This window comes from Stenotrophomonas sp. a6, assembly GCF_030913325.1.
Lineage (GTDB): Bacteria > Pseudomonadota > Gammaproteobacteria > Xanthomonadales > Xanthomonadaceae > Stenotrophomonas > Stenotrophomonas maltophilia.
Genome location: NZ_CP133161.1, coordinates 4,215,580 through 4,236,913 on the forward strand (window position 1 = coordinate 4,215,580; position 21,334 = coordinate 4,236,913).

At 67.8% G+C, this 21,334-nt stretch carries 16 protein-coding genes; 7 read left to right on the plus strand and 9 right to left on the minus strand.

Features of this window, described 5'->3' with window-relative positions:
- Positions 1-7: 7 nt before the first annotated feature.
- From Q9Q79_RS19295 to Q9Q79_RS19315, 5 genes are all read right to left on the minus strand, one after another.
- On the minus strand, positions 8-1,690 hold the full coding sequence (locus tag Q9Q79_RS19295) for a ShlB/FhaC/HecB family hemolysin secretion/activation protein (protein WP_286244689.1): 1,683 nt from the start codon (positions 1,688-1,690) through the stop codon (positions 8-10).
- 256 nt (positions 1,691-1,946) lie between these two features.
- Positions 1,947-2,636, minus strand: a complete 690-nt coding sequence (locus tag Q9Q79_RS19300) for a ComF family protein (RefSeq protein WP_201861653.1) — start codon at positions 2,634-2,636, stop codon at positions 1,947-1,949.
- A gap of 88 nt (positions 2,637-2,724) precedes the next feature.
- On the minus strand, positions 2,725-3,894 hold the full coding sequence (locus tag Q9Q79_RS19305) for an L-dopachrome tautomerase-related protein (RefSeq protein ID WP_099527753.1): 1,170 nt from the start codon (positions 3,892-3,894) through the stop codon (positions 2,725-2,727).
- A gap of 194 nt (positions 3,895-4,088) precedes the next feature.
- On the minus strand, positions 4,089-4,544 hold the full coding sequence (locus Q9Q79_RS19310; RefSeq protein ID WP_201861649.1) for a hypothetical protein: 456 nt from the start codon (positions 4,542-4,544) through the stop codon (positions 4,089-4,091).
- A gap of 68 nt (positions 4,545-4,612) precedes the next feature.
- On the minus strand, positions 4,613-5,983 hold the full coding sequence (locus Q9Q79_RS19315; RefSeq protein ID WP_201861648.1) for a chloride channel protein: 1,371 nt from the start codon (positions 5,981-5,983) through the stop codon (positions 4,613-4,615).
- Between the two features lie 204 nt (positions 5,984-6,187).
- On the opposite strand from Q9Q79_RS19315, the gene bioB reads away from it, so the two are divergent.
- The 5 genes from bioB (at position 6,188) to bioC (ending at position 11,025) form a co-directional block, all read left to right on the plus strand.
- Entirely contained in the window at positions 6,188-7,231 is a 1,044-nt protein-coding gene (bioB, locus tag Q9Q79_RS19320; RefSeq protein WP_043034226.1) for a biotin synthase BioB, read from the plus strand.
- A 67-nt stretch (positions 7,232-7,298) separates the two neighbouring features.
- Positions 7,299-8,522, plus strand: a complete 1,224-nt coding sequence (bioF, locus tag Q9Q79_RS19325; RefSeq protein WP_024958354.1) for an 8-amino-7-oxononanoate synthase — start codon at positions 7,299-7,301, stop codon at positions 8,520-8,522.
- A gap of 17 nt (positions 8,523-8,539) precedes the next feature.
- Complete coding sequence (gene bioH / locus Q9Q79_RS19330; RefSeq protein WP_201861647.1) at positions 8,540-9,319, plus strand: pimeloyl-ACP methyl ester esterase BioH; 780 nt, start codon at positions 8,540-8,542, stop codon at positions 9,317-9,319.
- 29 nt (positions 9,320-9,348) lie between these two features.
- Complete coding sequence (locus Q9Q79_RS19335; RefSeq protein ID WP_201861640.1) at positions 9,349-10,128, plus strand: SDR family oxidoreductase; 780 nt, start codon at positions 9,349-9,351, stop codon at positions 10,126-10,128.
- Between the two features lie 12 nt (positions 10,129-10,140).
- Complete coding sequence (bioC, locus tag Q9Q79_RS19340; protein WP_005414800.1) at positions 10,141-11,025, plus strand: malonyl-ACP O-methyltransferase BioC; 885 nt, start codon at positions 10,141-10,143, stop codon at positions 11,023-11,025.
- A gap of 938 nt (positions 11,026-11,963) precedes the next feature.
- On the opposite strand, the gene Q9Q79_RS19345 is transcribed toward bioC, so the two are convergent.
- Both Q9Q79_RS19345 and Q9Q79_RS19350 read right to left on the minus strand, forming a co-directional pair.
- Positions 11,964-12,608 carry a YdcF family protein gene (locus tag Q9Q79_RS19345; protein WP_024958800.1) on the minus strand — a complete coding sequence of 215 codons (645 nt, stop codon included), beginning with the start codon at positions 12,606-12,608 and terminating at the stop codon, positions 11,964-11,966.
- The gene (locus Q9Q79_RS19350; RefSeq protein WP_049451257.1) at positions 12,593-13,555 is read right to left on the minus strand and encodes a pyridoxal-phosphate dependent enzyme; all 963 of its coding nucleotides are present in this window, start codon (positions 13,553-13,555) and stop codon (positions 12,593-12,595) included. The genes Q9Q79_RS19345 and Q9Q79_RS19350 overlap by 16 nt, the downstream gene beginning before the upstream one ends.
- Positions 13,556-13,714: 159 nt before the next feature.
- Here Q9Q79_RS19350 and Q9Q79_RS19355 point away from each other — a divergent pair, with 159 nt between their 5' ends.
- Together Q9Q79_RS19355 and mnmG are read left to right on the plus strand one after the other, a co-directional pair.
- Positions 13,715-14,197 (plus strand): hypothetical protein, encoded by a 483-nt coding sequence (locus Q9Q79_RS19355; protein ID WP_201861638.1) that lies wholly within the window; start codon positions 13,715-13,717, stop codon positions 14,195-14,197.
- Positions 14,198-14,746: 549 nt separating this feature from the next.
- Positions 14,747-16,636 carry a tRNA uridine-5-carboxymethylaminomethyl(34) synthesis enzyme MnmG gene (gene mnmG, locus Q9Q79_RS19360; protein WP_049451258.1) on the plus strand — a complete coding sequence of 630 codons (1,890 nt, stop codon included), beginning with the start codon at positions 14,747-14,749 and terminating at the stop codon, positions 16,634-16,636.
- Positions 16,637-16,768: 132 nt separating this feature from the next.
- On the opposite strand, the gene smeC is transcribed toward mnmG, so the two are convergent.
- Positions 16,769-18,184, minus strand: coding sequence for a multidrug efflux transporter outer membrane subunit SmeC (gene smeC, locus Q9Q79_RS19365; protein WP_049397694.1), 1,416 nt, complete (start codon positions 18,182-18,184; stop codon positions 16,769-16,771).
- A complete protein-coding gene (smeB, locus tag Q9Q79_RS19370) occupies positions 18,181-21,330 on the minus strand; it encodes a multidrug efflux RND transporter permease subunit SmeB (protein ID WP_201861636.1) in 3,150 nt (1,049 codons plus the stop codon). The genes smeC and smeB overlap by 4 nt, the downstream gene beginning before the upstream one ends.
- Between the last annotated feature and the right edge of the window lie 4 nt (positions 21,331-21,334).

The window sequence follows — 21,334 nt, forward strand, 5'->3', positions numbered from 1 at the left end:
AGTCGAATCAGAACTGCCAGGACGCGCGGAATCCGATCACGTGACCGCGTGCCTCATGCTTGAGCCACGCCGGGCGGCTCATCGGTACGCCGACGAAGCCATCCCACGCCAATCCGCCCAGCTCGCCACGTGCACCCAGGTGGGCGCCGCTGAGGGTTCCGCCGCCGATACCCTGGCGGTCGTCGCGCTCGATGTGGCCGATATCGATGCCCGCATAGGGCGCGATGGCGCGATGTGCCATCCAGCTGATGCTGTTGCGCCAGTAGCCGCCACGGCTGCCGCCGAGTGGCACCTCGCCGTCGAAGCCGTTGACGGTATAGCGGCCACCGACGCTGATGAACTCCGAGCCGTACAGCGTGTCCTTGCTCCACTGGTAGCGGAGCGCGGTGTTCCATGCCAGCGGACGCGGCCCGGATGTCAGGGCGCCACCGGCGCCGATATCCAGCGTGGTCAGCCCATAGCGGAACGTCGGCGCCAGGTCATCACGGCCCACGGCGTCATCATCGCCTCCCAGCCACGGCACGCCGCGGCGGTGCGCCAGGCGGATATCTGCCTGGACCCGCCCCAGGTACTGGCGGTGCAGCAGCGCCAGCTCGACCGAGGTGGTACGCCGGCGCTGGCCTTCGATCTCCACGCCTTCCACGTAGCTGTGCGACGACCGTTGCGCCACGCGCAGCTCGATGCCGCTGCGGTAGCTCTGGCCACGCACCAGCAGCCGTTCCACGGCCAGGTCGACGTTGCTGGAGGTGCCGGTGCTGGCGAACGTGTCGGCGTTGCTGGCGATGGTCTGCTTGTAGCGCGAGCTGTAGGTGCTGGTGCTGAAACGCCAGTTGCCCAGCGGCACCGACCACGATGCATTGAAGCCGTGGGTACCCCGGCCCTTGTCGGCACTGCCGTCGCTGCTGGCGCCAATGCTGAGCAGGTCGTTGACGCGAGCCAGGTTGTCTACCCACGCGGTCGCGCCGACCTGCTGCTTTCCGGTCGCACGGCTGCCGGCATCATCCAGCGACACCGAGGCACGCCATCGCTTGCCGTGGCGGATGCTGATGACCACGTCCGACTCGCCGGGCGCCTCGCCCGGCACCAGTTCCATGTTCACGTCCTGCGACGGAACGCGCTTGAGCTGCTCCAGGCCCTGTTCCAACGCGCGCAGATTGAGCACGTCCCCCGGCCGCGCGGGAAACGCACTCTTCCACATCGAATCGGGTATCTCTTCTGCGTTGAAGCGGATCTGCCGGATCACGCCCGGCACCAGCTGCAGGCGCAGGGTTCCGCTGCCCAGGCTCTGCTCAGGCAGGCCGATGCGGGTGGTCACGTAGCCCTTGGCCAGCGCCAGATCCGAGGCACGCCGCACGATCAGCGCGATGCCCTGCTGGCCCACGCAGCGGCCACGGTAGCGGTCGAGATAGCGCTGCAGGAACGCGAACTGCCCCAGATGCGCGCCGTCAAGCTGCAGCTGCTGCAGGGTGAAGCACGGTTCTTCGTCCGGCAGTTCCAGCGACTGCAGATCGGTGGCAGCGGCCGGCTGTTCGCGTGATACATCCGGCAATGCCTGCCGCTGCTCACGCTCGCGCGCCTCGCGCTCGGCGCGTTCGCGCAGTTCCTGCTGCTCGGCGAACGAGGGACTGGCCGACTGTGCATGCACGACGCCGATCCACAACAGTCCCGCGGTGCCCAGAACGGCACGCACGCCGCATCCTGCTTTTCTGTTACCCATCAACGACTTCCTTGTCCAGCATTGGTACAGACCTGGGTCTGTGAACAGACATCGTGCAGAGAGAACATGCGGCCAGCACCGACTCGACCGCCAACCGCTATCGGCGGGAGTGCGCGGAACTTTAGGGTCTTTGCATCCGTGTACCCATTGCGGCGACGCAGTCGAGCACCACACGCTGAAGGATGGGCATCCTTCAGCAGCCGTCATACGTCGTCAATCGCTGCGGCCGTTACGGCACACGTGCGCACACCCATACCCGCACGTCCCTGGCACCGGCCAGCCGCAACGTCTCGGCGATTTCCATCACTGTGCTGCCGGTGGTCATCACATCGTCCATCACGGTCAGCCGTGTCGGCGGCGACAAGCGCGTGCCGAATGCGTCAAAGAGGTTGTCCCTGCGCTGTTCTGCGCTGCGCTCGGACTGCGGCGCGGTGTGGCGGCGCCGGTAGAGGCCCTGCCAGACCGGCATCGGCAGCAACCGGCACAGTTCGGCGGCCTGGTTGTAGCCGCGCTGGCGCAGGCGCCGCCCATGCAGCGGCACCGGCACCAGCGACGCGCACGACCAGGGGGGTGGTGCGCGCTGCATCAGCTGCGCGAGCAGGCGACCTGCCGCCAGATCCTGATGGAACTTGTAGCGCACCAGCAGCTGATCGACGGGTGGAAGGTACAGCAGGCTGGCATGCGTGGCGGACTGCGGCGGTACCTCGTCGCGGCATATACCGCAGACGATCAGGGCGTTCCCGGGTAGCGGGAGTGCGCAGCGCAGGCAGGCACGACCGGCCCAGGGCAGTTCGGCAAAGCAGGCGCGGCACAGGTCAAGTTCATCGTGGCCCGGCTCGCCACAGACCAGGCAGCGCAGCGGTAGCACCACGCGAAGTGCCGCCTGCAGGAGGCGAGTGGACTTGAACAGGGCCGGCATGCGCTACAGCGTGAACGCGCCGGTGCCCCGAGGCCATCAGACGCACGCTCCTTGACCTGTAGGCATCTTTACCCGTTTATGGAGCACTTCACCGCGTTGGCGCAGGCTTCGCATCCACACGCGTGCGATACACCATGTACGGCGTCTGCCGGCGATCCACGCCACCATTGAAGCCGGCCTGTCGATGCAGCTGGTTGGCGGTGAAGTACAGATAGCCGTCCGGCCCCATCGACAGCGTATCCGGCCACAGGATGCGCGGGTCGTGCACCACCGTCGTCCATCGCCCCTGCGCGTCGCGGGCATGGATGGCGTTGTGCTCGTAGTCGCTGGCATACAGCCGCCCGTTGGCGTCCATCTCCATGCCATCGGAGGCGCCCTTGTCGCCCAGGTCGACCACCGCCGCCGCCAGTTCCGCTTCACTCAGCTTCGGGTCGCGCAGCAGCGCGGTCGGCACGCTGTACAGATGACGGCTGGACAAGGGCGTGTAGAACAGGGTGCCACCATCGGGCGACAGGGCGATGCCATCGGCGGCCACGGTGAACGGCGCCGACGAACCATCGGCGTTACGCAGTCGCATCTGCCGCCCTTCCACGATCGGCACGAAGGCGGCATCGGCCGAGGTGGATACGTGGCCGACCAGGCGCTTGGACGCGGCGCCAGTGGCGAGGTCGATCACGATGATGCCGCCGATACCGCTCAGCGACGAGTCGGTCACGTAGGCCACGCCCTCGCGGCCAACCCGGAAATCGAAGCGCACATCGTTGACATAGGTGCGCGCGTCGATGACGTTGGCCGGGAACACCAGCGTCCTGGCCACGGTGTTGGTGGCCAGGTCGATCGCCACCAGTTTGGCACCGCCGGCCTGTGGCGCAGAGAACCCGGGCGCGGCGGTATCCAGCACCCACAACCGGCCCTGACCATCGGCCACCACGCTCTGCACGCTGATGAAATGGGCCGCCGGATCGGGGCCGTCCTTGCGGTTGATGCGCGCATCCGGATAGGGAACGGCGCGGCCGTCGCGCCATTCGGCCACGCTGTAGGCCACCTCATCGCCCCAGCGCGGGAAGTTGACGAAGATCCGCCCGGTTTCAGATACCGCCACGCTGGTGGGCATGGCACCTTCGAAACGCGCCACCGGTTCAAGGGTACCGATGCCGCGCTCGCTGGGCAGCAGGGGCGCGCCGGACATCGCCAGCGCGGGGGAACTGGCCAGCGCCAGGACGGCGGCCGCCAGGCGGCGGATACGGCAGTTGATCATGGTCGCGCTCTCGATGCAGGTCCGGGGGCAGCCCCGGCGTGGACGCATCTTCTGCGTCGCGCGTGGCATCGGGTAGACGGTGCAACGTGGAATCAGCTTCACTGCTGGAGTGAAGATGGAGGGCTGATTGATCGCGTTGATTGAAGCAATGATCGTTGTCTATCCGTTGCGTGCCTGCCTTGCGGCAAACCCGCTCAAGAAATCTCAACGGCTGCCAACGCGGTTTCGAACCTGTGCTGACCCTCTTCACCCCACCAGGGAACGGTCATCACGCCACCCCGCCGCTGCAACTGGTGCAGAAGGAGCAGGAAGGCCTGGACCTCCCGCTGGCCCCATGACGCTCCCATGCGGTAATCGAGCATCAACCCATGGCGCATGACGAGCACACCCAGTTCTGGCAGAAGAACGCCGCCGCAGGCAATGTCTGCAAGGCCGACATGGAAGGGTTCCACTTCGTCCTGGAGAACGCGTCGCGCGTCGCCCGGTCCCAAGAACGGCTGACCAAGATCTTCCGCACGGTGCCAGAGCTGCACGCTTCCAGAACCCGCGACGCGGGCACCGCAGGCAAACAGATAGGCGAACGCATCGGCCGTTCCGGCGGCCTCACGGTACGCGAGCTCCACTTCCGGAAGCGAGCCATCATCGGTCACGAAGTAGCACCGTAACGTCGCCAACACCTCCTCTGGGAGGAGAATTGCTGCTCCAGGCTGCATTGCTCCTAGTCATCTCCATTTTCGCGGGTGCGGGAGGTTCGCACAGCAGGCGCCTCGACAGCCACATCTTCAGCCGTTTTCGGCACTATCAACAACTCCGCCAACCCGCGGTAGATCGGCACGCGGCACACCAGCCCGGACACACCACGCGCGATCAGCACCGTGGCCAGGATCGGCAGCAGCAGATCGCCGCTGTCGGTCAGCTCCAGCGAGATCACCGCCGAGGTCAGTGGCGCCTGGGTCACACCGGTCAGGTAGGCGCACATGCCCAGCAACACGAACGCGCGCGGGTCCACACCCGGCATCAGCACTGACAGGTTGTGGCCGAGTCCCGCGCCGACCGCCAACGCAGGTGAGAACAGGCCACCGGGAATGCCCGCCACATACGAGGCCAGGTTGGCCAGCAGCTTCATCAACCCGAACTCGTGGCCGACCAGCGCCTGGCCCTGCACCAGGCTGCGCGCTTGTTCGTAACCGGTGCCGAACGCGCCTTCGCCGAACACCAGGGCCAGCACGACCACCACCAGGCCGCAGCCCGCGGCCAGCAATACCGGATGCCGCTGCCGCAGCTGGCCCAGCCAACGCGGACGGCCCGCCGCGCTGGCCAGTACCGCACGTGCGAACAGCCCACCCAGCAGGCCCGCCACCACGCCGCACAGCAGGATCGCCAGCCAGCCCTGGCCGAGCGGCAGACGCGCGCTCACATGGCCGAAGTAGGTGTAATTGCCCAACAGACCGAGCGATACCACGCCACCGACGATCACCGCGGTCAACAGGGTGCCGGAGAAGCGATGTTCGAAACGGCCGCTGAGCTCCTCAATGGCGAAGACGATGCCGGCCAGCGGCGTGTTGAACGCCGCCGCAATACCAGCAGCGCCACCGGCCAACAGGAAATGCGAGAGCTCGCGGGGATCCTTGAAGCCGAACCAGCGGCCGAACAGATACATCAGGCTGGCGCCTACGTGCACGGTGGGTCCCTCGCGCCCGACCGATGCGCCCCCCAGCAGCGACAGCGAGGTCAGCAGCAGCTTGCCGGCCGAAACCGCTGGGGAAAGGTTGGTTTTCCGGAACGGCTCATCAGCCTTGTCCAGCGCAGCGATGACCTGCGGAATACCGCTGCCCCGCGTGGGCTTCAGCACGCCGGAAGTGAGCCAGGCCAGCAGCGCGAAGATGCCCGGCGTGAGCAGCAGGGCCCACCACGGCGAGTGCGAGGTGATGCGCTGGAACAGATGGAAGGCCGCATCGCTGGCCTTGGCAAACAGGATCGCCACCAGTGCCACGGCCACCGCGCCGCCCCACAGCGCGGCGCGGCGGCGCCAGGCCTCGCTGAGGACCAGCGCGGTGATGCGGCCACGAAGGCGGTAAAGATCAAGCATGGGAAAGAGTCTGCGCGCCAGCACTTGCGTTGTGCAGCAGGCACTGTGGCTGGACGCCTTGCAGCATGCGGTGAAATGCGGCGCTTCGCTCGATGCTCTATTGCACCAACGATCCGTAAACCAAATTAAAATATAGATGGTTGACAGCCTCCCCGCGCCCACCCACACTGCCGCCCTCGCTCCACTCGTATCCAAGGTCCCGCCATGGCTGCTGCCATCCGCCACGACTGGCAACACGACGAACTGCAGGCGCTGTTCGATCTGCCGTTTCCCGAGCTGCTGTTCCGCGCCGCCGCGGTGCACCGCGAACACTTCGATCCGGCGCAGGTGCAGGTGTCCACGCTGTTGTCGGTGAAGACCGGGGGCTGCCCGGAAGACTGCGCGTACTGCCCGCAGGCGCAGCGCTACAGCACCGGGGTGAACGCGCAGAAGCTGATGGAGACCGACGCGGTGCTGGCCAAGGCACGCCAGGCCAAGGCCGCCGGTGCATCGCGCTTCTGCATGGGCGCCGCGTGGCGATCGCCGAAGGACCGCGACATCCCGAAGGTGGCGGCGATGATCGCCGGGGTGAAGGCACTGGGGCTGGAGACCTGCGCCACGCTGGGCATGCTCAGCGGCGAGCAGGCGCGTGCGCTGAAGGATGCGGGCCTGGACTACTACAACCACAACCTCGACACCGCGCCTGACTACTACGATTCGATCATCCACACGCGCCAGTACCAGGACCGTCTGGATACGCTGGAGCACGTGCGCGATGCCGGCCTGAAGACCTGCTGCGGCGGCATCGTCGGCATGGGCGAGACGCGCGCGCAGCGCGTCGGCCTGCTGCTGGCGCTGGCCTCGCTGCCGGCACATCCCGATTCGGTGCCGATCAACAAGCTGGTGCAGGTGGCGGGCACGCCGCTGCATGGCAGTGCCGAACTGGACCCGTTCGAGTTCGTGCGCATGATCGCGGTGGCACGCATCGCCATGCCGCGCTCGATGGTGCGGCTGTCGGCCGGGCGCGAGGCGATGAGCGACGAGCTTCAGGCGCTGTGTTTCCTGGCCGGTGCCAATTCGATCTTCTATGGCGACAAACTGCTGACCACCGGCAACCCGGAGAGCGAACGCGACCTGGCCTTGTTCGCCCGGCTGGGCCTGCGGCCGATGGCGGTGCAGGTGGATGCCGAGGGCCACGACCACGGCGGTACCGTGCACGCCGATATCAGTGCCGATACGCCCGGCTGTGGCTGCGCTCACGCGGCCTGAGACGGGCCGCAAGCAGGCGCCGCGGCAACGCGCTACCCTAGCCGCCCCGTCGACGCATTCAGCCACCATGGCCCGCCCCGACCTGACCGCTCGCCTCCACGCCCAGCGCGCCCTGCGCGATGCCCAAGGCCGTCGCCGCCCGCGACGCACGGTCACCCGTCGCGATGGCGTGCGCCTGGAAGTGGACGGCCAGTGGCTGACCGGCTTCTGCAGCAACGACTACCTCGGCCTGGCCCAGCAGTTCAGCGTGGTCAACGCGCTGCAGGACGCCGCCGCACGCGAAGGCGCTGGCGCAGGTGCCTCGCACCTGGTCTGCGGCCATCATGCCCTGCATGAGGCGCTGGAACGCGAGGTGGCCGAATGGCTTGGCTATCCGCGTGCGCTGCTGTTCGGCAGTGGCTTCGCCGCCAACCTGGCGGTGCAGCAGGCGCTGCTGAGCGAAGAGAACGATGTCTGCGTACAGGACAAGCTCAACCACGCCAGCCTGCTCGATGCCACCCGGTTGGCCGGTGCACGCCTGCGCCGTTATCCGCACCTGGATGCGGAAGGCGCAATGCGTCAGCTCAAGCATGCGCCCGATGGCGCGGCAATGCTGGCCACCGATGGTGTTTTCAGCATGGATGGCGACATCGCACCGCTGCGTGCATTGTCGCTTGTGGCACGCCTGCAGCAGGCGCTGTTCTATGTGGATGATGCGCACGGTGTAGGCGTGGTCGGTGATGGCCGGGGTGCCGTGGCCGCCGCCGGACTGGGCGTGGACGATGTGCCGCTGCAGCTGGTCACGCTGGGCAAGGCACTGGGCGGTTCCGGTGCACTGGTGCTGGGCCGCGACGACCTGATCGAGCATCTGGCCGAGACCGCACGCCCGTACATCTACACCACCGCCGTGCCACCGGCGATGGCCGCCGCTGCGCTTGAAGCGGTGCGCCTGGCGCGCAGGGACAACTGGCGCCGTTCCAAACTGGCAGACCTGATCGCGCTGTTCCGCAGCGAAGCACGCCGCCACGGGCTGGACCTGATGGCTTCGGACACGCCGATCCAACCGCTGCTGTGCGGCGATGACCACACCGCCGTGGCCATGTCCACGGCGCTGGAACAGGCCGGCTGGCTGGTCGGTGCGATCCGCCCGCCGACCGTGCCGGAAGGCAAGGCACGCCTGCGGGTGACACTGTCTGCGCTGCACACGCCGGAACAGGTGCGGGGGCTGGTCGAGGCCATCGCCAGCGCGCGCGAACGCGTGGCCCTGGCCGTGCGTGAAGCCGCGCCACCGCCGCTGCCTGTCTTTGCCTGAGTTCCGTGTCGTTGCCCATGCATATTGACGTCACCGGCCGTGGGCCGGACCTGGTGCTGATCCACGGTTGGGCCCTGCAGGGCGGCGTGTTCGCGCCGCTGGTGCAGCGGCTTGCGGACCAGTTCACCCTGCATCTGGTCGACCTGCCCGGCCATGGGCACAGCCGCGAGGACACCACGCCGCTGCGCCTGCCGTTCGTGGTCGGTGCCATTGCCGCGGCTACGCCGCCGGCGGTGTGGTGCGGCTGGTCACTGGGCGGCCTGTTCGCATTGCACGCGGCGGCCACGCTGCCAAAGGTGCGCGGGCTGGCGATGATCGCCGCCACGCCGCGCTTCGTGCGAGGCGAAGACTGGCCGCACGCGGTGGAGCCGGCGGTGTTCGAGCAGTTCGGCCGCGAGCTGGCGACCGACTTCAGCGGCACGCTGGAACGCTTCCTCGCGCTGGACGTAATGGGCTCGGCACACGCCCGCGATGAGCTGCGCACCCTGCGCCAGCGCCTGGTCGAGCGCGGTGCGCCCACCGAACGCGCCCTGCTGGAAGGCCTGCGCCTGCTGGAGAGCACTGACCTGCGCGGGGCACTGCCAACGCTGGGCAAACCCAGTCTGTGGATCGCCGGCCAGCGTGACCGGCTGGTGTCTCCGGTGGCGATGCAGGCCGCCGCAGCACTGGCCCCGGGTGCGCAAGCGCTGACCATCGCCCACGGCGGCCACGCGCCCTTCCTCGGCCATGCCGACGAGGTCGCCGCGGTCCTGCAACACTTCGTTGCCGGCCTGTCACCGGCCGATGGCGGACAATGAGCGCCTTCCGAATTCCGCAGGATTGACGCATGGATCTGGGTATCAATGGCCGCTGGGCACTGGTCTGCGGCGCAAGCAAGGGGCTGGGCCTGGGCTGCGCGCGCGCGCTGGTGCGCGAGGGCGTCAACGTGGTGATCGTGGCCCGTGGTGATGCTGCGCTGCAGGCCGCCGCTGAAGCACTGCGCGCCCTGCCCGGCTCTGCCGAGGTGCGCGCGGTCGCCGCCGATGTCACCACCGAGGCCGGCCGCACGGCAGTACTGGCCGCATGCCCGCAGGTGGACATCCTGGTCAACAACGCCGGTGGTCCGCCGCCCGGTGATTTCCGCAATTTCGAGCGCGACGACTGGATCGCCGCGCTGGACGCCAACATGCTGGCGCCGATCGCGCTGATCCGCGCCACCGTCGACGCGATGATCGAGCGTGGCTTCGGCCGCATCGTCAACATCACCTCGTCGGCGGTGAAGGCCCCGATCGACATCCTGGCGCTGTCCAACGGCGCGCGCAGCGGCCTGACCGGTTTCGTCGCCGGCCTGTCGCGCCGCACCGTGGCCCACAACGTCACCATCAACAACCTGCTGCCCGGCCAGTTCGACACCGACCGCCTGCGCGCCAACTTCGCCCACAGTGCAGGCAAGGACGGCGATGCTGGCGAAGTGGCCGAGCGCCGCCGCCAGCAGATTCCCGCCGGCCGCTTCGGCACGCCGGACGAGTTCGGCGCCGCCTGCGCCTTCCTGTGCAGTGCGCAGGCCGGTTACCTCACCGGGCAGAACCTGCTGATCGACGGCGGCGCCTACCCCGGTACGTTCTAAGAGACTTTCGCAATGCCGTCCCACTTCGATGCCCGCCACGTCCGCCGCGCGTTCGCGCGTGCCGCCAGCAGCTACGACGCCGCCGCCGCCCTGCAGCGCGAGGTGCAGTCGCGACTGATCGAATCGCTGGACTACCTGGAGGCACGCAAGCCCGAGGTGGTGCTGGACATCGGCGCGGGTACCGGCCATGCCAGCGCGTTGATGAAGAAGCGCTGGCCGAAGGCGCAGGTGATCGCGCTGGATGTGGCGCTGCCGATGCTGGACCAGGCCAAGCGCCAGGCCGGCTGGTGGAAGCCGTTCCAGCGCCTGTGCGGCGATGCCGCCGCGCTGCCGCTGGCCGACAACAGCGTGGATGTGATCTTCAGCAACCTGTGCCTGCAGTGGGTGGACGACCTGCCGGCGGTGTTCGCCGGATTCCGTCGCGTGCTCAAGCCCGGTGGCCTGCTGCTGTGCTCGACCTTCGGCCCGGAAACCCTGGTGGAACTCAACGAAGCGTTCGCCGCCGCCGATGATCGTCCGCATGTGAGCCGCTTCGCGCAGATCGCCCAGTTCGGCGACGCGCTGATGATGGCCGGCTTCCGCGACCCGGTGCTGGATCGCGATCTGTTCACCCTGACCTACGACGACCTGCCCTCGCTGATGCGCGAGCTGCGCGCGATGGGTGCGACCAACGCGCGGGTGGACCGCCGCCACACACTGACCGGGCGTGGCCGTTTCGCGGCGGCGGCGGCGGCGTACGAGCCGATGCGGCGCGCCGACGGCAAGCTGCCCAGCAGCTGGGAAGTGATCTATGCCCACGCCTGGGCACCGGACCCGGGCGCGCCGATCCGCGAAGGCGGGCATGACGTCGCCTCGGTGCCGGTGTCGGCGATTCCGATCCGCCGCAAGCAGACCTGATCGTCTGGTAGTGCCGGCCGCTGGCCGGCAACCTCACGATTCCATGGTGGCCATCTGCCGGCCAGCGGCCGGCACTACCAAATGCCACGCCATACGCGAATCGCTCTGGTGGGTGCCGACCTTGGTCGGCACAGTGCCGGCAGCATCGCGATCTGACAGGTTGTATCGACCAAGGTCGGCACCCACAAAATTCGGGCGGTGTCGGCGATTCCGATCCGCCGCAAGCAGACCTGATCGTCTGGTAGTGCCGGCCGCTGGCCGGCAACCTCACGATTCCATGGTGGCCATCTGCCGGCCAGCGGCCGGCACTACCAAATGCCACGCCATACGCGAATCGCTCTGGTGGGTGCCGACCTTGGTCGGCACAGTGCCGGCAGCATCGCGATCTGACAGATGGTGCCAACCAAGGTTGGCACCTGCCAATTCCGAGCGGTGTCGGCCATTCCAATCCGCCGCAAGCAGACCTGATCGTCTGGTAGTGCCGGCCGCTGGCCGGCAACCTCACGATTCCATGATGGGCATCTGCCGGCCAGCGGCCAGCACTACCAAATGCGACGCCATACGCGAATCGCTCTGGTGGGTGCCGACCTTGGTCGGCACAGTGCAGGCAGCATCGCGATCTGACAGGTTGTACCGACCAAGGTCGGCACCCACCAAATTCGGGCGGTGTCGGCGATTCCAATCCGCCGCAAACAGACCTGATCGTCCGGTAGTGCCGGCCGCTGGCCGGCAGCATCGCGATCTGACAGATGGTGCCAACCAAGGTTGGCACCTGCCAATTCCGAGCGGTGTCGGCGATTCCAATCCGCCGCAAGCAGACCTGATCGTCTGGTAGTGCCGGCCGCTGGCCGGCAACCTCACGATTCCATGGGGGGCATCTGCCGGCCAGCGGCCGGCACTACCCAATGCGACGCCGTGCGCAACGCAGGCTTCCGCCCTCAGGTATTGGCCGGCGAACTCAACGGCGGGCGCACCAGGTCGCGGTGGAAGAAATAGATTTCCTGCACCAGGAAGCGCCAGCTGGTGTGGAAGCTGCGGAAGCGCGTGCTGGGCGTGGACGAGGCCAGCGCATCGATGCCGAGCGCCTTGCTCAGGCGCAGCGCGCGCGCCATGTGCAGCGGATCGCTGACGACGATCACCCGGTGCAGGCCGCGCTGGTCCATCAGCCGCTTGGCTTCAACCAGGTTCTGCACGGTATTGCGCGAAGCGGTTTCGATCAGGATCGCATCGTCCGGCACGCCATGCTTCAGCGCGTAGCGCCGCGCCACCTGCGACTCGGAGAAGCGCGCACCGGTGCCGCCATAGCCACCGGTGAAGATCAGCAGCGGCGCATAGCGTGCTTCATACAGATCCAGCCCGTGGCGGATGCGTTCTTCGAACACCGGTGACGGCTTGGCGTCATAGGCGGCCGCACCCAGCACGATGATGGCGTCGGCCTTGGCGGCCTGGTCGCGTTCACCCACCCAGACGATCCAGGCGGTCACGCCCAGCAGCCAGATCACCAGCAGCACGAACAGCCGCCACAACCAGCCCAGCAGGCCGGTGCGTTCGCGGTGCCGCCCGCGGCTCACGCCGCCCCCCAGCGCAGCGCTGGCAGGTCGACGTTGCCGCCGGACAACACCAGGCCCACGCGCAGGCCGGCGAAGCGCTGCGGCTGCGCCAGCACCGCAGCCAGCACGGTGGCCGAAGAGGGCTCCACCACCTGCTTGAGCACGTCCCACAGCAGGCGCATCGCCGCCAGCGTCGCGGCGTCATCGACCACGATCACCTCGGCACCGGCGGCGCGCAGCAACTCGAAATTGGGCGCGCCAATCAGGGTACGCAGGCCATCGCAGATGGTGTCCGGGGTGAACGCGCCCTGGCGCTCGCCGATGGCCAGCGAGCGCGCGGTGTCATCGGCGCCGGCCGGCTCGGCCAGGATCAGCCGGGTCTGCGGACTGGCGTGCTGCAGGGCCAGCGCGGTACCGCTGGCCAGGCCACCGCCGCCCACCGGCACCACCAGCGCGTCGAACGGGCCGTCGCTGTGCAGCAGTTCCAGGGCCGCGGTGCCCTGCCCGGCCATCACCGCCGGGTTCGTATAGGGATGCACCAGGGTTGCGCCGGTATCGGCCTGCACCTTGGCGCAGGTGGCCTCGCGGTCGGCGATGGTCGGCGGGCAGCGCCAGAGCGTGGCGCCGTGGCGGGCGATGTTGGCCAGTTTGGCGGCCACCGCCCCCTCCGGCACCACCACATGGCAGGGGATGCCCCGGGTGCGTGCGGCCAGGGCCAGCGCGGCGCCGTGGTTGCCGGAGGAATGGGTCACCACACCAGCACTGGCGCGATCGGCATCCAGCGACCACACCGCATTGCAGGCACCACGGAACTTGAATGCGCCACCACGCTGCAGGTGCTCGGCCTTGAAGGCCAACTGCGCACCGGTCATTGCATCGAGGGTGCGCGAGCGCAGCACCGGGGTCACGCTGGCATGCGGGGCAATCCTCGCAGCAGCAAGCAGGACATCATCGGCGCGGGGCAACAGTGAATCGCTCATGACGCAAGATTAACGTATGCCCCCGCGCTGGCGACCGGGGCACAGGTCATGCCAGCATGCAGGCCTACGCCTCCATTCATCCTGGCCAGCCGAATTAAGGGCCGATTCAATGCCCGCGCACGAAGCTGGCTGCACATCCGTCCTCTGGGGGGACCCACCATGAAAATGCGCCTGTTGCTTGCCGGTGGCCTGTTGTTGGGCCTGACTGGCTGCACCACCTACGACTATGTAGGCGGTGGCCGCGGTGGCGGCTACTACCACGGCGCGCCGTCGGTGGAGTACCGCTACCCGGCCGGCTATCCCTACAACTACGGCTACCCGTACTACGGTGGCTATGGCGGCTATTACGGCGGCTATGGCAACCCGTACTACTCGCGCCCGATCTACCGCCCGCCGCACAACCACCGCCCGCCGCCGCGTCCGGGCAATGGTGGCGAGCACCGTCCGCCGCCGCCGTCGCGACCGTCGTACAACGGTGGTTCGCCGTGGCGGAACATGGACTCGATGCGCCGCCCGCCGCAGTCGAACGCACAGCCGCCGGCGCCCCAGGCCCGTCCGGCACCGGCACCGAGTGCGCCGAGGATGAACGGTTCCCCCTGGCGCAACATGGATCGTGCGACGCAGCGCACAGTTGAGCGCTGAACCGTCTTGCATTTCACACGGTCCAAGCCGCAATCTACGCGGACAGTGACGGCCCGCGTCACAAAGTGACAAAAACGACACGGGCCGCCGCAAAAAGCTCTACGTCGATATCCGACAGGAACATCTGGATCCCCCCTGTTCCGGCCCTGTCGGATGTCGGCACCTCTGAAGGCAGACGGCCCCGCAATGCGGGGCCGTTTGTTTTGCCGGGCCGCCAACCGGCGAGAGCCCCAGCGTCAGTAGATCCACGCCATGCGTGGGCGGGGCCTTTCCCGGCACCCCAAAAAAACAGGGCCGGACAGTCCCCCGACTGCCGGCCCTCTGCTCCCCCACCGTGCGCCTGTACCGGCCCCTGTTCCAATTCCGGTCACGGGCGCCTGCGGCGCCAGCCACGATGGGTGCTATTGGGTTATCTGCAAAAATCCTGCCAACTTTAGGCCTGATTTCGCCGCCAACGGGCCGGCGCCGACGTCCGGGCCCCGAATGGCGCTAAAATCGCCACCCCGGCGCCGCCCCCCGGCCGCGCCCGCCCCCAGCTGAACAGCCCCCATGAATCCGTCCTTCCATCGTTACGACGTCATCGTCATCGGCGGTGGCCACGCTGGCACCGAAGCCGCGCTGGCCGCGGCCCGCACCGGCGTGCGCACCCTGCTGCTGACCCACAACATCGAAACGGTGGGCGCGATGAGCTGCAACCCGGCCATCGGCGGCATCGGCAAGGGCCACCTGGTCAAGGAAATCGACGCCCTGGGCGGTGCGATGGCGCATGCCGCCGACCGCGCCGGCATCCAGTGGCGCACGTTGAACGCCTCCAAGGGCCCGGCCGTGCGTGCCACCCGTTGCCAGGCTGATCGCAACCTGTACCGCATGGCGATACGCGCCATCGTCGAAGGCCAGGCCAACCTGACCGTGTTCCAGGCCGCAGTGGACGATCTGGTCATCGAAGGCGACGCCGTGCGCGGCGTCATCACCCAGACCGGCCTGCGTTTCGACGCCGGGGCCGTGGTGCTGACGGCCGGTACCTTCCTCGCCGGCAAGATCCATGTGGGCCCCACCCAGTACGCCGCCGGCCGCATGGGCGACCCGCCGGCCACCACGCTGGCCGCGCGCCTGCGCGAGCGCCCGTTCCAGGTGGACCGCCTGAAGACCGGCACGCCGCCGCGCATCGACGGCCGCTCGCTGGACTACGGCGTGATGGATGAGCAGCCCGGTGATTCGCCGCGCCCGGTGATGTCCTTCCTCGGCTCGGTGGACGAGCATCCGCAGCAGGTCAGCTGCTGGATCACCCACACCACCGAACAGACCCACCAGATCATCCGCGACGCGCTGCATCGCTCGCCGCTGTACAGCGGCCAGATCGAAGGCATCGGCCCGCGCTACTGCCCGTCCATCGAGGACAAGGTGGTGCGCTTCGCCGAGAAGGCCAGCCACCAGATCTTCGTCGAACCCGAAGGCCTGGGCATCGTCGAGATCTATCCCAACGGCATCTCCACCTCGCTGCCGTTCGATGTGCAGCTGGAGATGGTGCGCAGCATCCGTGGTTTCGAAAACGCGCACATCACCCGCCCGGGCTACGCGATCGAGTACGACTTCTTCGATCCGCGCGGGCTGAAGGCCTCGCTGGAAACCAAGCTGGTCAACGGCCTGTTCTTCGCCGGCCAGATCAACGGCACCACCGGCTATGAAGAAGCGGCCGCGCAGGGCCTGCTGGCCGGCCTCAACGCCGCACGCCAGGTACGTGGACTGGATGGCTGGTGCCCGCGCCGCGACGAGGCGTACCTGGGCGTGCTGGTGGATGACCTGATCACCCACGGCACCAACGAGCCCTACCGCATGTTCACCAGCCGCGCCGAATACCGCCTGCAGCTGCGCGAGGACAATGCCGACCAGCGCCTGACCCCCGCCGGCCGCGAAATGGGCCTGGTGGATGACCATCGCTGGAGCGCGTTCGAAACCAAGCAGGCCGCCGTCGCCGCCGAGCGCGCGCGCCTGGGTGCGCTGTGGGCCACGCCGGCCAATGCACTGGGCCGCGAGGTACAGGACACGCTGGGCGTGGCGGTCAGCCGCGAAACCAATGTGCTGGACCTGATCAAGCGCCCCGAGCTGGATTACGCGCAGCTGATGCAGGTGCCGTCGCTGGGCCCGGCCGTGGCCGACGCCAAGGTGGCCGAGCAGGTGGAGATCGGCGTGAAGTACGCCGGCTACCTGGATCGCCAGCGCGAGGAAATCGAGCGCCAGCAGCGGCACGAAGCCACGCCGATCGCTGAAGCCTTCGATTATGCGACGGTACGCGGGCTGTCGGCCGAAGCGCTGCAGAAGCTGGAGCGCGTGCGCCCGCAGACCATCGGCCAGGCGCAGCGCATCCCGGGCATGACCCCGGCAGCGATCTCGCTGCTGCTGGTGCATCTGGAGCGGGCGCGCCGCGGCCGCGTGGCATAAGCGGCCGCACCTGCTTCTGGTGGGTGCCGACCTTGGTCGGCACGAATCATCAGATCGCGATGCTGCATGCATTTGTGCCGACCAAGGTCGGCACCTACCGGAGCGGAAGGCACACCCACATTGGCGGGCGCGTTACCGCGCGTCGGCGCCACCACCCAACACCTTGAACAACGTCACCCGGTTGCCCGCCTCCTGCTGCTGCAGGGCGATCAGGTCCTGCTGCGCGGCATACAGGCTGCGCTGCGCATCCAACGACTGCAGGTAGCCATCCAGTCCAGTGCGGTAGCGAGCATCGGCCAAGGTGTAGCTGCGCTGGCTGTCAGCCACCAACGCGCGTTGCGCGTCCAGCTGCGCGGTCAGGTGATCGCGCGTGGCCAGCGCATCGGCCACCTCACTGAAGGCCTGCTGGATCGCCTTCTCGTACTGCGCGATGCCGATGTCCTTGCCGATCTTCGAGGCATCCAGCGAGGCCTTCAGTGCACCGGCATGGAAAATCGGCGCGGTGATGCTGGGCGCGAACGACCAGCCACGGGTGCCGGCCGAGAACAGCGTCGACAACGCGGTGGAACTGTGGCCGTAGTTGGCGGTCAACGCCAGCGTCGGGAAGAATGCGGCGCGCGCGGCACCGATATCGGCGTTGGCTGCCTGCAATGCATGCTCGGCGGACAGCACGTCCGGGCGCTGCAGCAACACGCTGGACGGCAGGTTGGCGGGCAGCGGCGCCAATGCGACGCTGCCATCCAGCGCCTGCGCGGTTGGCAGCAGGGCCGGATCCAGCGGTGCCCCCACCAACAGCTGCAATGCATCGCGATCCTGCGCCTGCTGGGTCTGCAGCTTCGCCAGCGCCCCGCGCGCGGCTTCCACGCTGGTCTGCACCTGCGACAGGTCCAGGCCCGAGGCCAGCCCCTGTGCATGGCGGGCCTCGGTGCGCTGAAGGGTCTGCTGCTGGCTGTCCAGCGTTTGTTGCGTGAATGCCAGCGACTGCTCGTCGGCCGCCAGCGCCAGCCAGGCCGTCGCCACTTCAGCCACCAGGCTGGTGCGCGCGGCGCGCTGGTTCTCGGCGCTGGCCAGCCAGTTCTGCAGCGCCTCGTTCTTCAGGCTGCGGATACGCCCGAACAGGTCCAGCTCCCAGCTGCTGATACCCACCTGCACGGCATCGGATTCGGTCTGCTGGGTGACGCCGGTCTCGCTGTTGGCATCGCTCACCCGCGAACGGGTGACACTGCCGCTGGCATCCACCGACGGCAGCAGTGCCGCGCGCTGGATGCGGTACTGCGCGCGCTCCTTCTCCACCTGCAGCACCGCCACGCGCAGGTCGCGGTTGTTCTGCAGCGCCAGCGCGATGACCTGCTGCAGGCGCGGTTCCAGGAACACTTCGCGCCAGGCCGGCATCGCCAGTGCCGGCTCAGCCTCGCCGGTGCCGGCATTGCCGAACTGTGCCGGCACCGGCGCCTCGGGACGCTGGTAGTGTGGGGCCATGCTCACGCAGCCGCCCAGCACGGCGGTCATCGTTGCGGCCGCCAGGGCGCGCAGCAGCATCGGCTTCATGGGCTTGTCTCCGGGACAGTGGCGTCGGCCGGCGCGCGGCCCGGGAACAGGCGGCGCACCAGCAGGTAGAACAACGGCACGAAGAACATGCCCAGCACCATCGAGGCCACCGTACCGCCGGCCACGCCCGTGCCCAGCGAACGGCGCGCAGCCGAACCGGCGCCGGTGGCAAATACCAGCGGCAACACGCCCATCAGGAACGCCAGCGAAGTCATCACGATCGGCCGCAGCCGCAGGTAGACCGCCTGCAGGATTGCGTCGCGGGTACTCCTGCCCTGCTGTTCGAGGATGCGCGCGAACTCGACGATCAGGATGCCGTTCTTCGCTGCCAGACCAATCGTGGTCAGCAGGCCGACCTGGAAGTACACGTCGTTGTTGAGGCCACGCAGGTTCATCATCAGCACGGCGCCGAACACGCCCACCGGCACCGCCAGCATCACCGCGAACGGCACCGCCCAGCTTTCATACAGCGCGGCCAGGCACAGGAACACGAACAGCAGCGAGATGGCGTACAGCATCGGCGCCTGGTTGCCCGACAGCTGTTCCTGGTAGGCCATGTCCGACCAGGCGTGACTGAAGCCTTCCGGCAGCGTGTCGGCCAGGCGCGCGATCTCGGCCATCGCCTCGCCGGAGCTGACGCCCGGTGCCGGCTGGCCGGTGATTTCCATCGCCGAGATGCCGTTGTAGCGCTGCAGTGCGGCCGGCGCACTGGTCCAATGCGTGCTGATCAGCGACGACAGCGGCACCATCTGCCCGGCCTGGTTGCGCACGCTCCAGCGCTCGATGTCCTGCGGCTGCATGCGTGCTTCGGCGGTGCCCTGGATGAACACCTTCTTGATGCGGCCCTTGTAGATGAAGTTGTTGACGAAGTCGCCGCCCAACGCCGCGTTCAAGGTGTCATTGACGTCCTGCGGGTTCACGCCCATCGCCTGCGCCTTGGCGTCGTCCACCTTCACCGCGTATACCGGCGCGTCTTCCAGGCTGGCGTAGCGCACGTTGACCAGCTTCGGGTCCTTGGCGGCTTCTTTCAGCAGCGTGGTGCGCGCGGCCACGGCGGCGGCATGGCCGGCACCGCCTTCGTCCTGCAGTTCCAGGGTGAAGCCACCCGCATCGCCGAGGCCGAGGATGGCCGGTGGCGAGGTGATGAACACCTGCGCATCGGGCACGCTGGCCATCGCCCGCGTCAAGCGTGCGGCGATGGTATCGGCGTCGTCCTTGCGGTCATCCCAGTCCTTCAGGCGGATGAAGGCCTGGCCGACGTTCTGGCCGCTGCCGGTAACACTGAAACCGGCGGTGGCCTGGATCGAGAGCACGCCGTCGTCCTTCACCGCGACGGCACTCAGACGATCCATCACCGCCCGCGTCTGCTCCAGCGTGGAACCGGCCGGCAGCTTCACCAGCGCGTTGAGCATGCCCTGGTCTTCATCGGGCAGGAACGCGCCCGGCAGGTGCCACAGCAACAGGCCGGTGGCCACGCTCAGCACCAGGTAGAACAGCACGCCGAGCGTGCGGCGGCCGAGGAAACGATCCACACGGTGACGCAGGCCGTTGGAGGTGCGCTCGAAGCGGTGGTTGAACCAGATGAAGAACTTGCCCAGCAGGCTCGGCTCGCCACCGTGGTCGCCATGCGGATGGCCGCCCTTGGGAATCTGGTGCAGGATGCTGCCACACAGTGCCGGGGTGATGGTCATCGCCACCAGCACCGACAGGATCATCGCGGCGGCGATCGTCACCGAGAACTGGCGATAGATCACCCCGGTTACACCGCTGAAGAACGCCATCGGCAGGAACACCGCGGTCAGCACCAGCACGATGCCGACCAGCGCGCCGGTGATCTGGCCCATCGCCTTCAGCGTGGCCGGCTTCGGCGCCAGCCCTTCGAAGGTCATCACCCGCTCCACGTTCTCCACCACCACGATGGCATCGTCCACCAGCAGGCCGATGGCCAGCACCAGTGCGAACATGGTCAGGGTGTTGATCGAATACCCGAATGCAGCCAGCACGCCGAACGTGCCCAGCAGCACCACCGGCACCGCGATGGTCGGGATCAGCGTGGCGCGCCAGTTCTGCAGGAACAGGTACATCACCAGCACCACCAGGATGATCGCTTCGATCAGGGTGATCACCACTTCCTTCAGCGAAATGGTCACGAATGGCGTGGTGGTGAAGGCCACGTGGGCGGTGTAGCCATGCGGCCAGTACTTCTGCAGCTGCTGAAGCCGTGCATCGATGGCCTTGGAGACGGCGATCGCGTTGGCACCGGCATTGAGTTCAATGCCCAGCGACGCCGACGGCTTGCCATTGAAGGTGCTGATGCTGTCGTAGCTTTCCGGCCCGAGGCCGATCTTCGCCACGTCGCCCAGACGCACCACGCCGCCGTTGGCATCGGCCTTGAGCACCACCTGCGCGAACTGCTCGGGCGTGTGCAGGCGGCTGCGCGCGGTTACCGTGGCGTCGAGCTGCTGGCCCTTCAGCGCCGGCTGGCCACCCAGCTCACCGGCGGAGACATCGGTGTTCTGTGCCTGCAGTGCGGTCTCGATGTCCGAGGGCATCAGCGCGTACTGGCGCATCTTCTCCGGATCCAGCCAGATGCGCATGGCGTATTCCTGGCCGATCGGCTGGATGTTGCCGACACCGCTGACGCGGCTGATCTGGTCATCGATGCGCGCTTCCATGAAGTTGGCGACATCGAAGTTGTCCATGCTGCCGTCTTCGCTGGTGAACGACAGCACCTCGAAGATCGAACCACTGGACTTGGTGATGGTCAGGCCGTTCTGCTGCACCGCCTGCGGCAGCGTGGCCATGGCGGCCTGCAGCTGGTTCTGCACCTGCACCTGCGCGGTATCCGGATTGGTACCGGTGGCGAACACCAGGTTGACCTGCGCCGAGCCGTCGGAGGCACTGGTCGAGGTCATGTACATCAGGTGATCGAGGCTTTGCTGGGACTGCTCGATGACCTGGGTGACCGCGTTTTCCACGGTCTGCGACGAGGCGCCGGTGTAGGTGGCGCGGATGGTGATGGTGGGCGGGGCGATCTGCGGGTAGCGGTCCACCGGCAGGATCAGGATCGCGAGCAGGCCGAGCAGGCTGACCGCGATGGCGATCACCCAGGCGAAGATCGGCCGGTCGATGAAGAAACGAACCATGTGG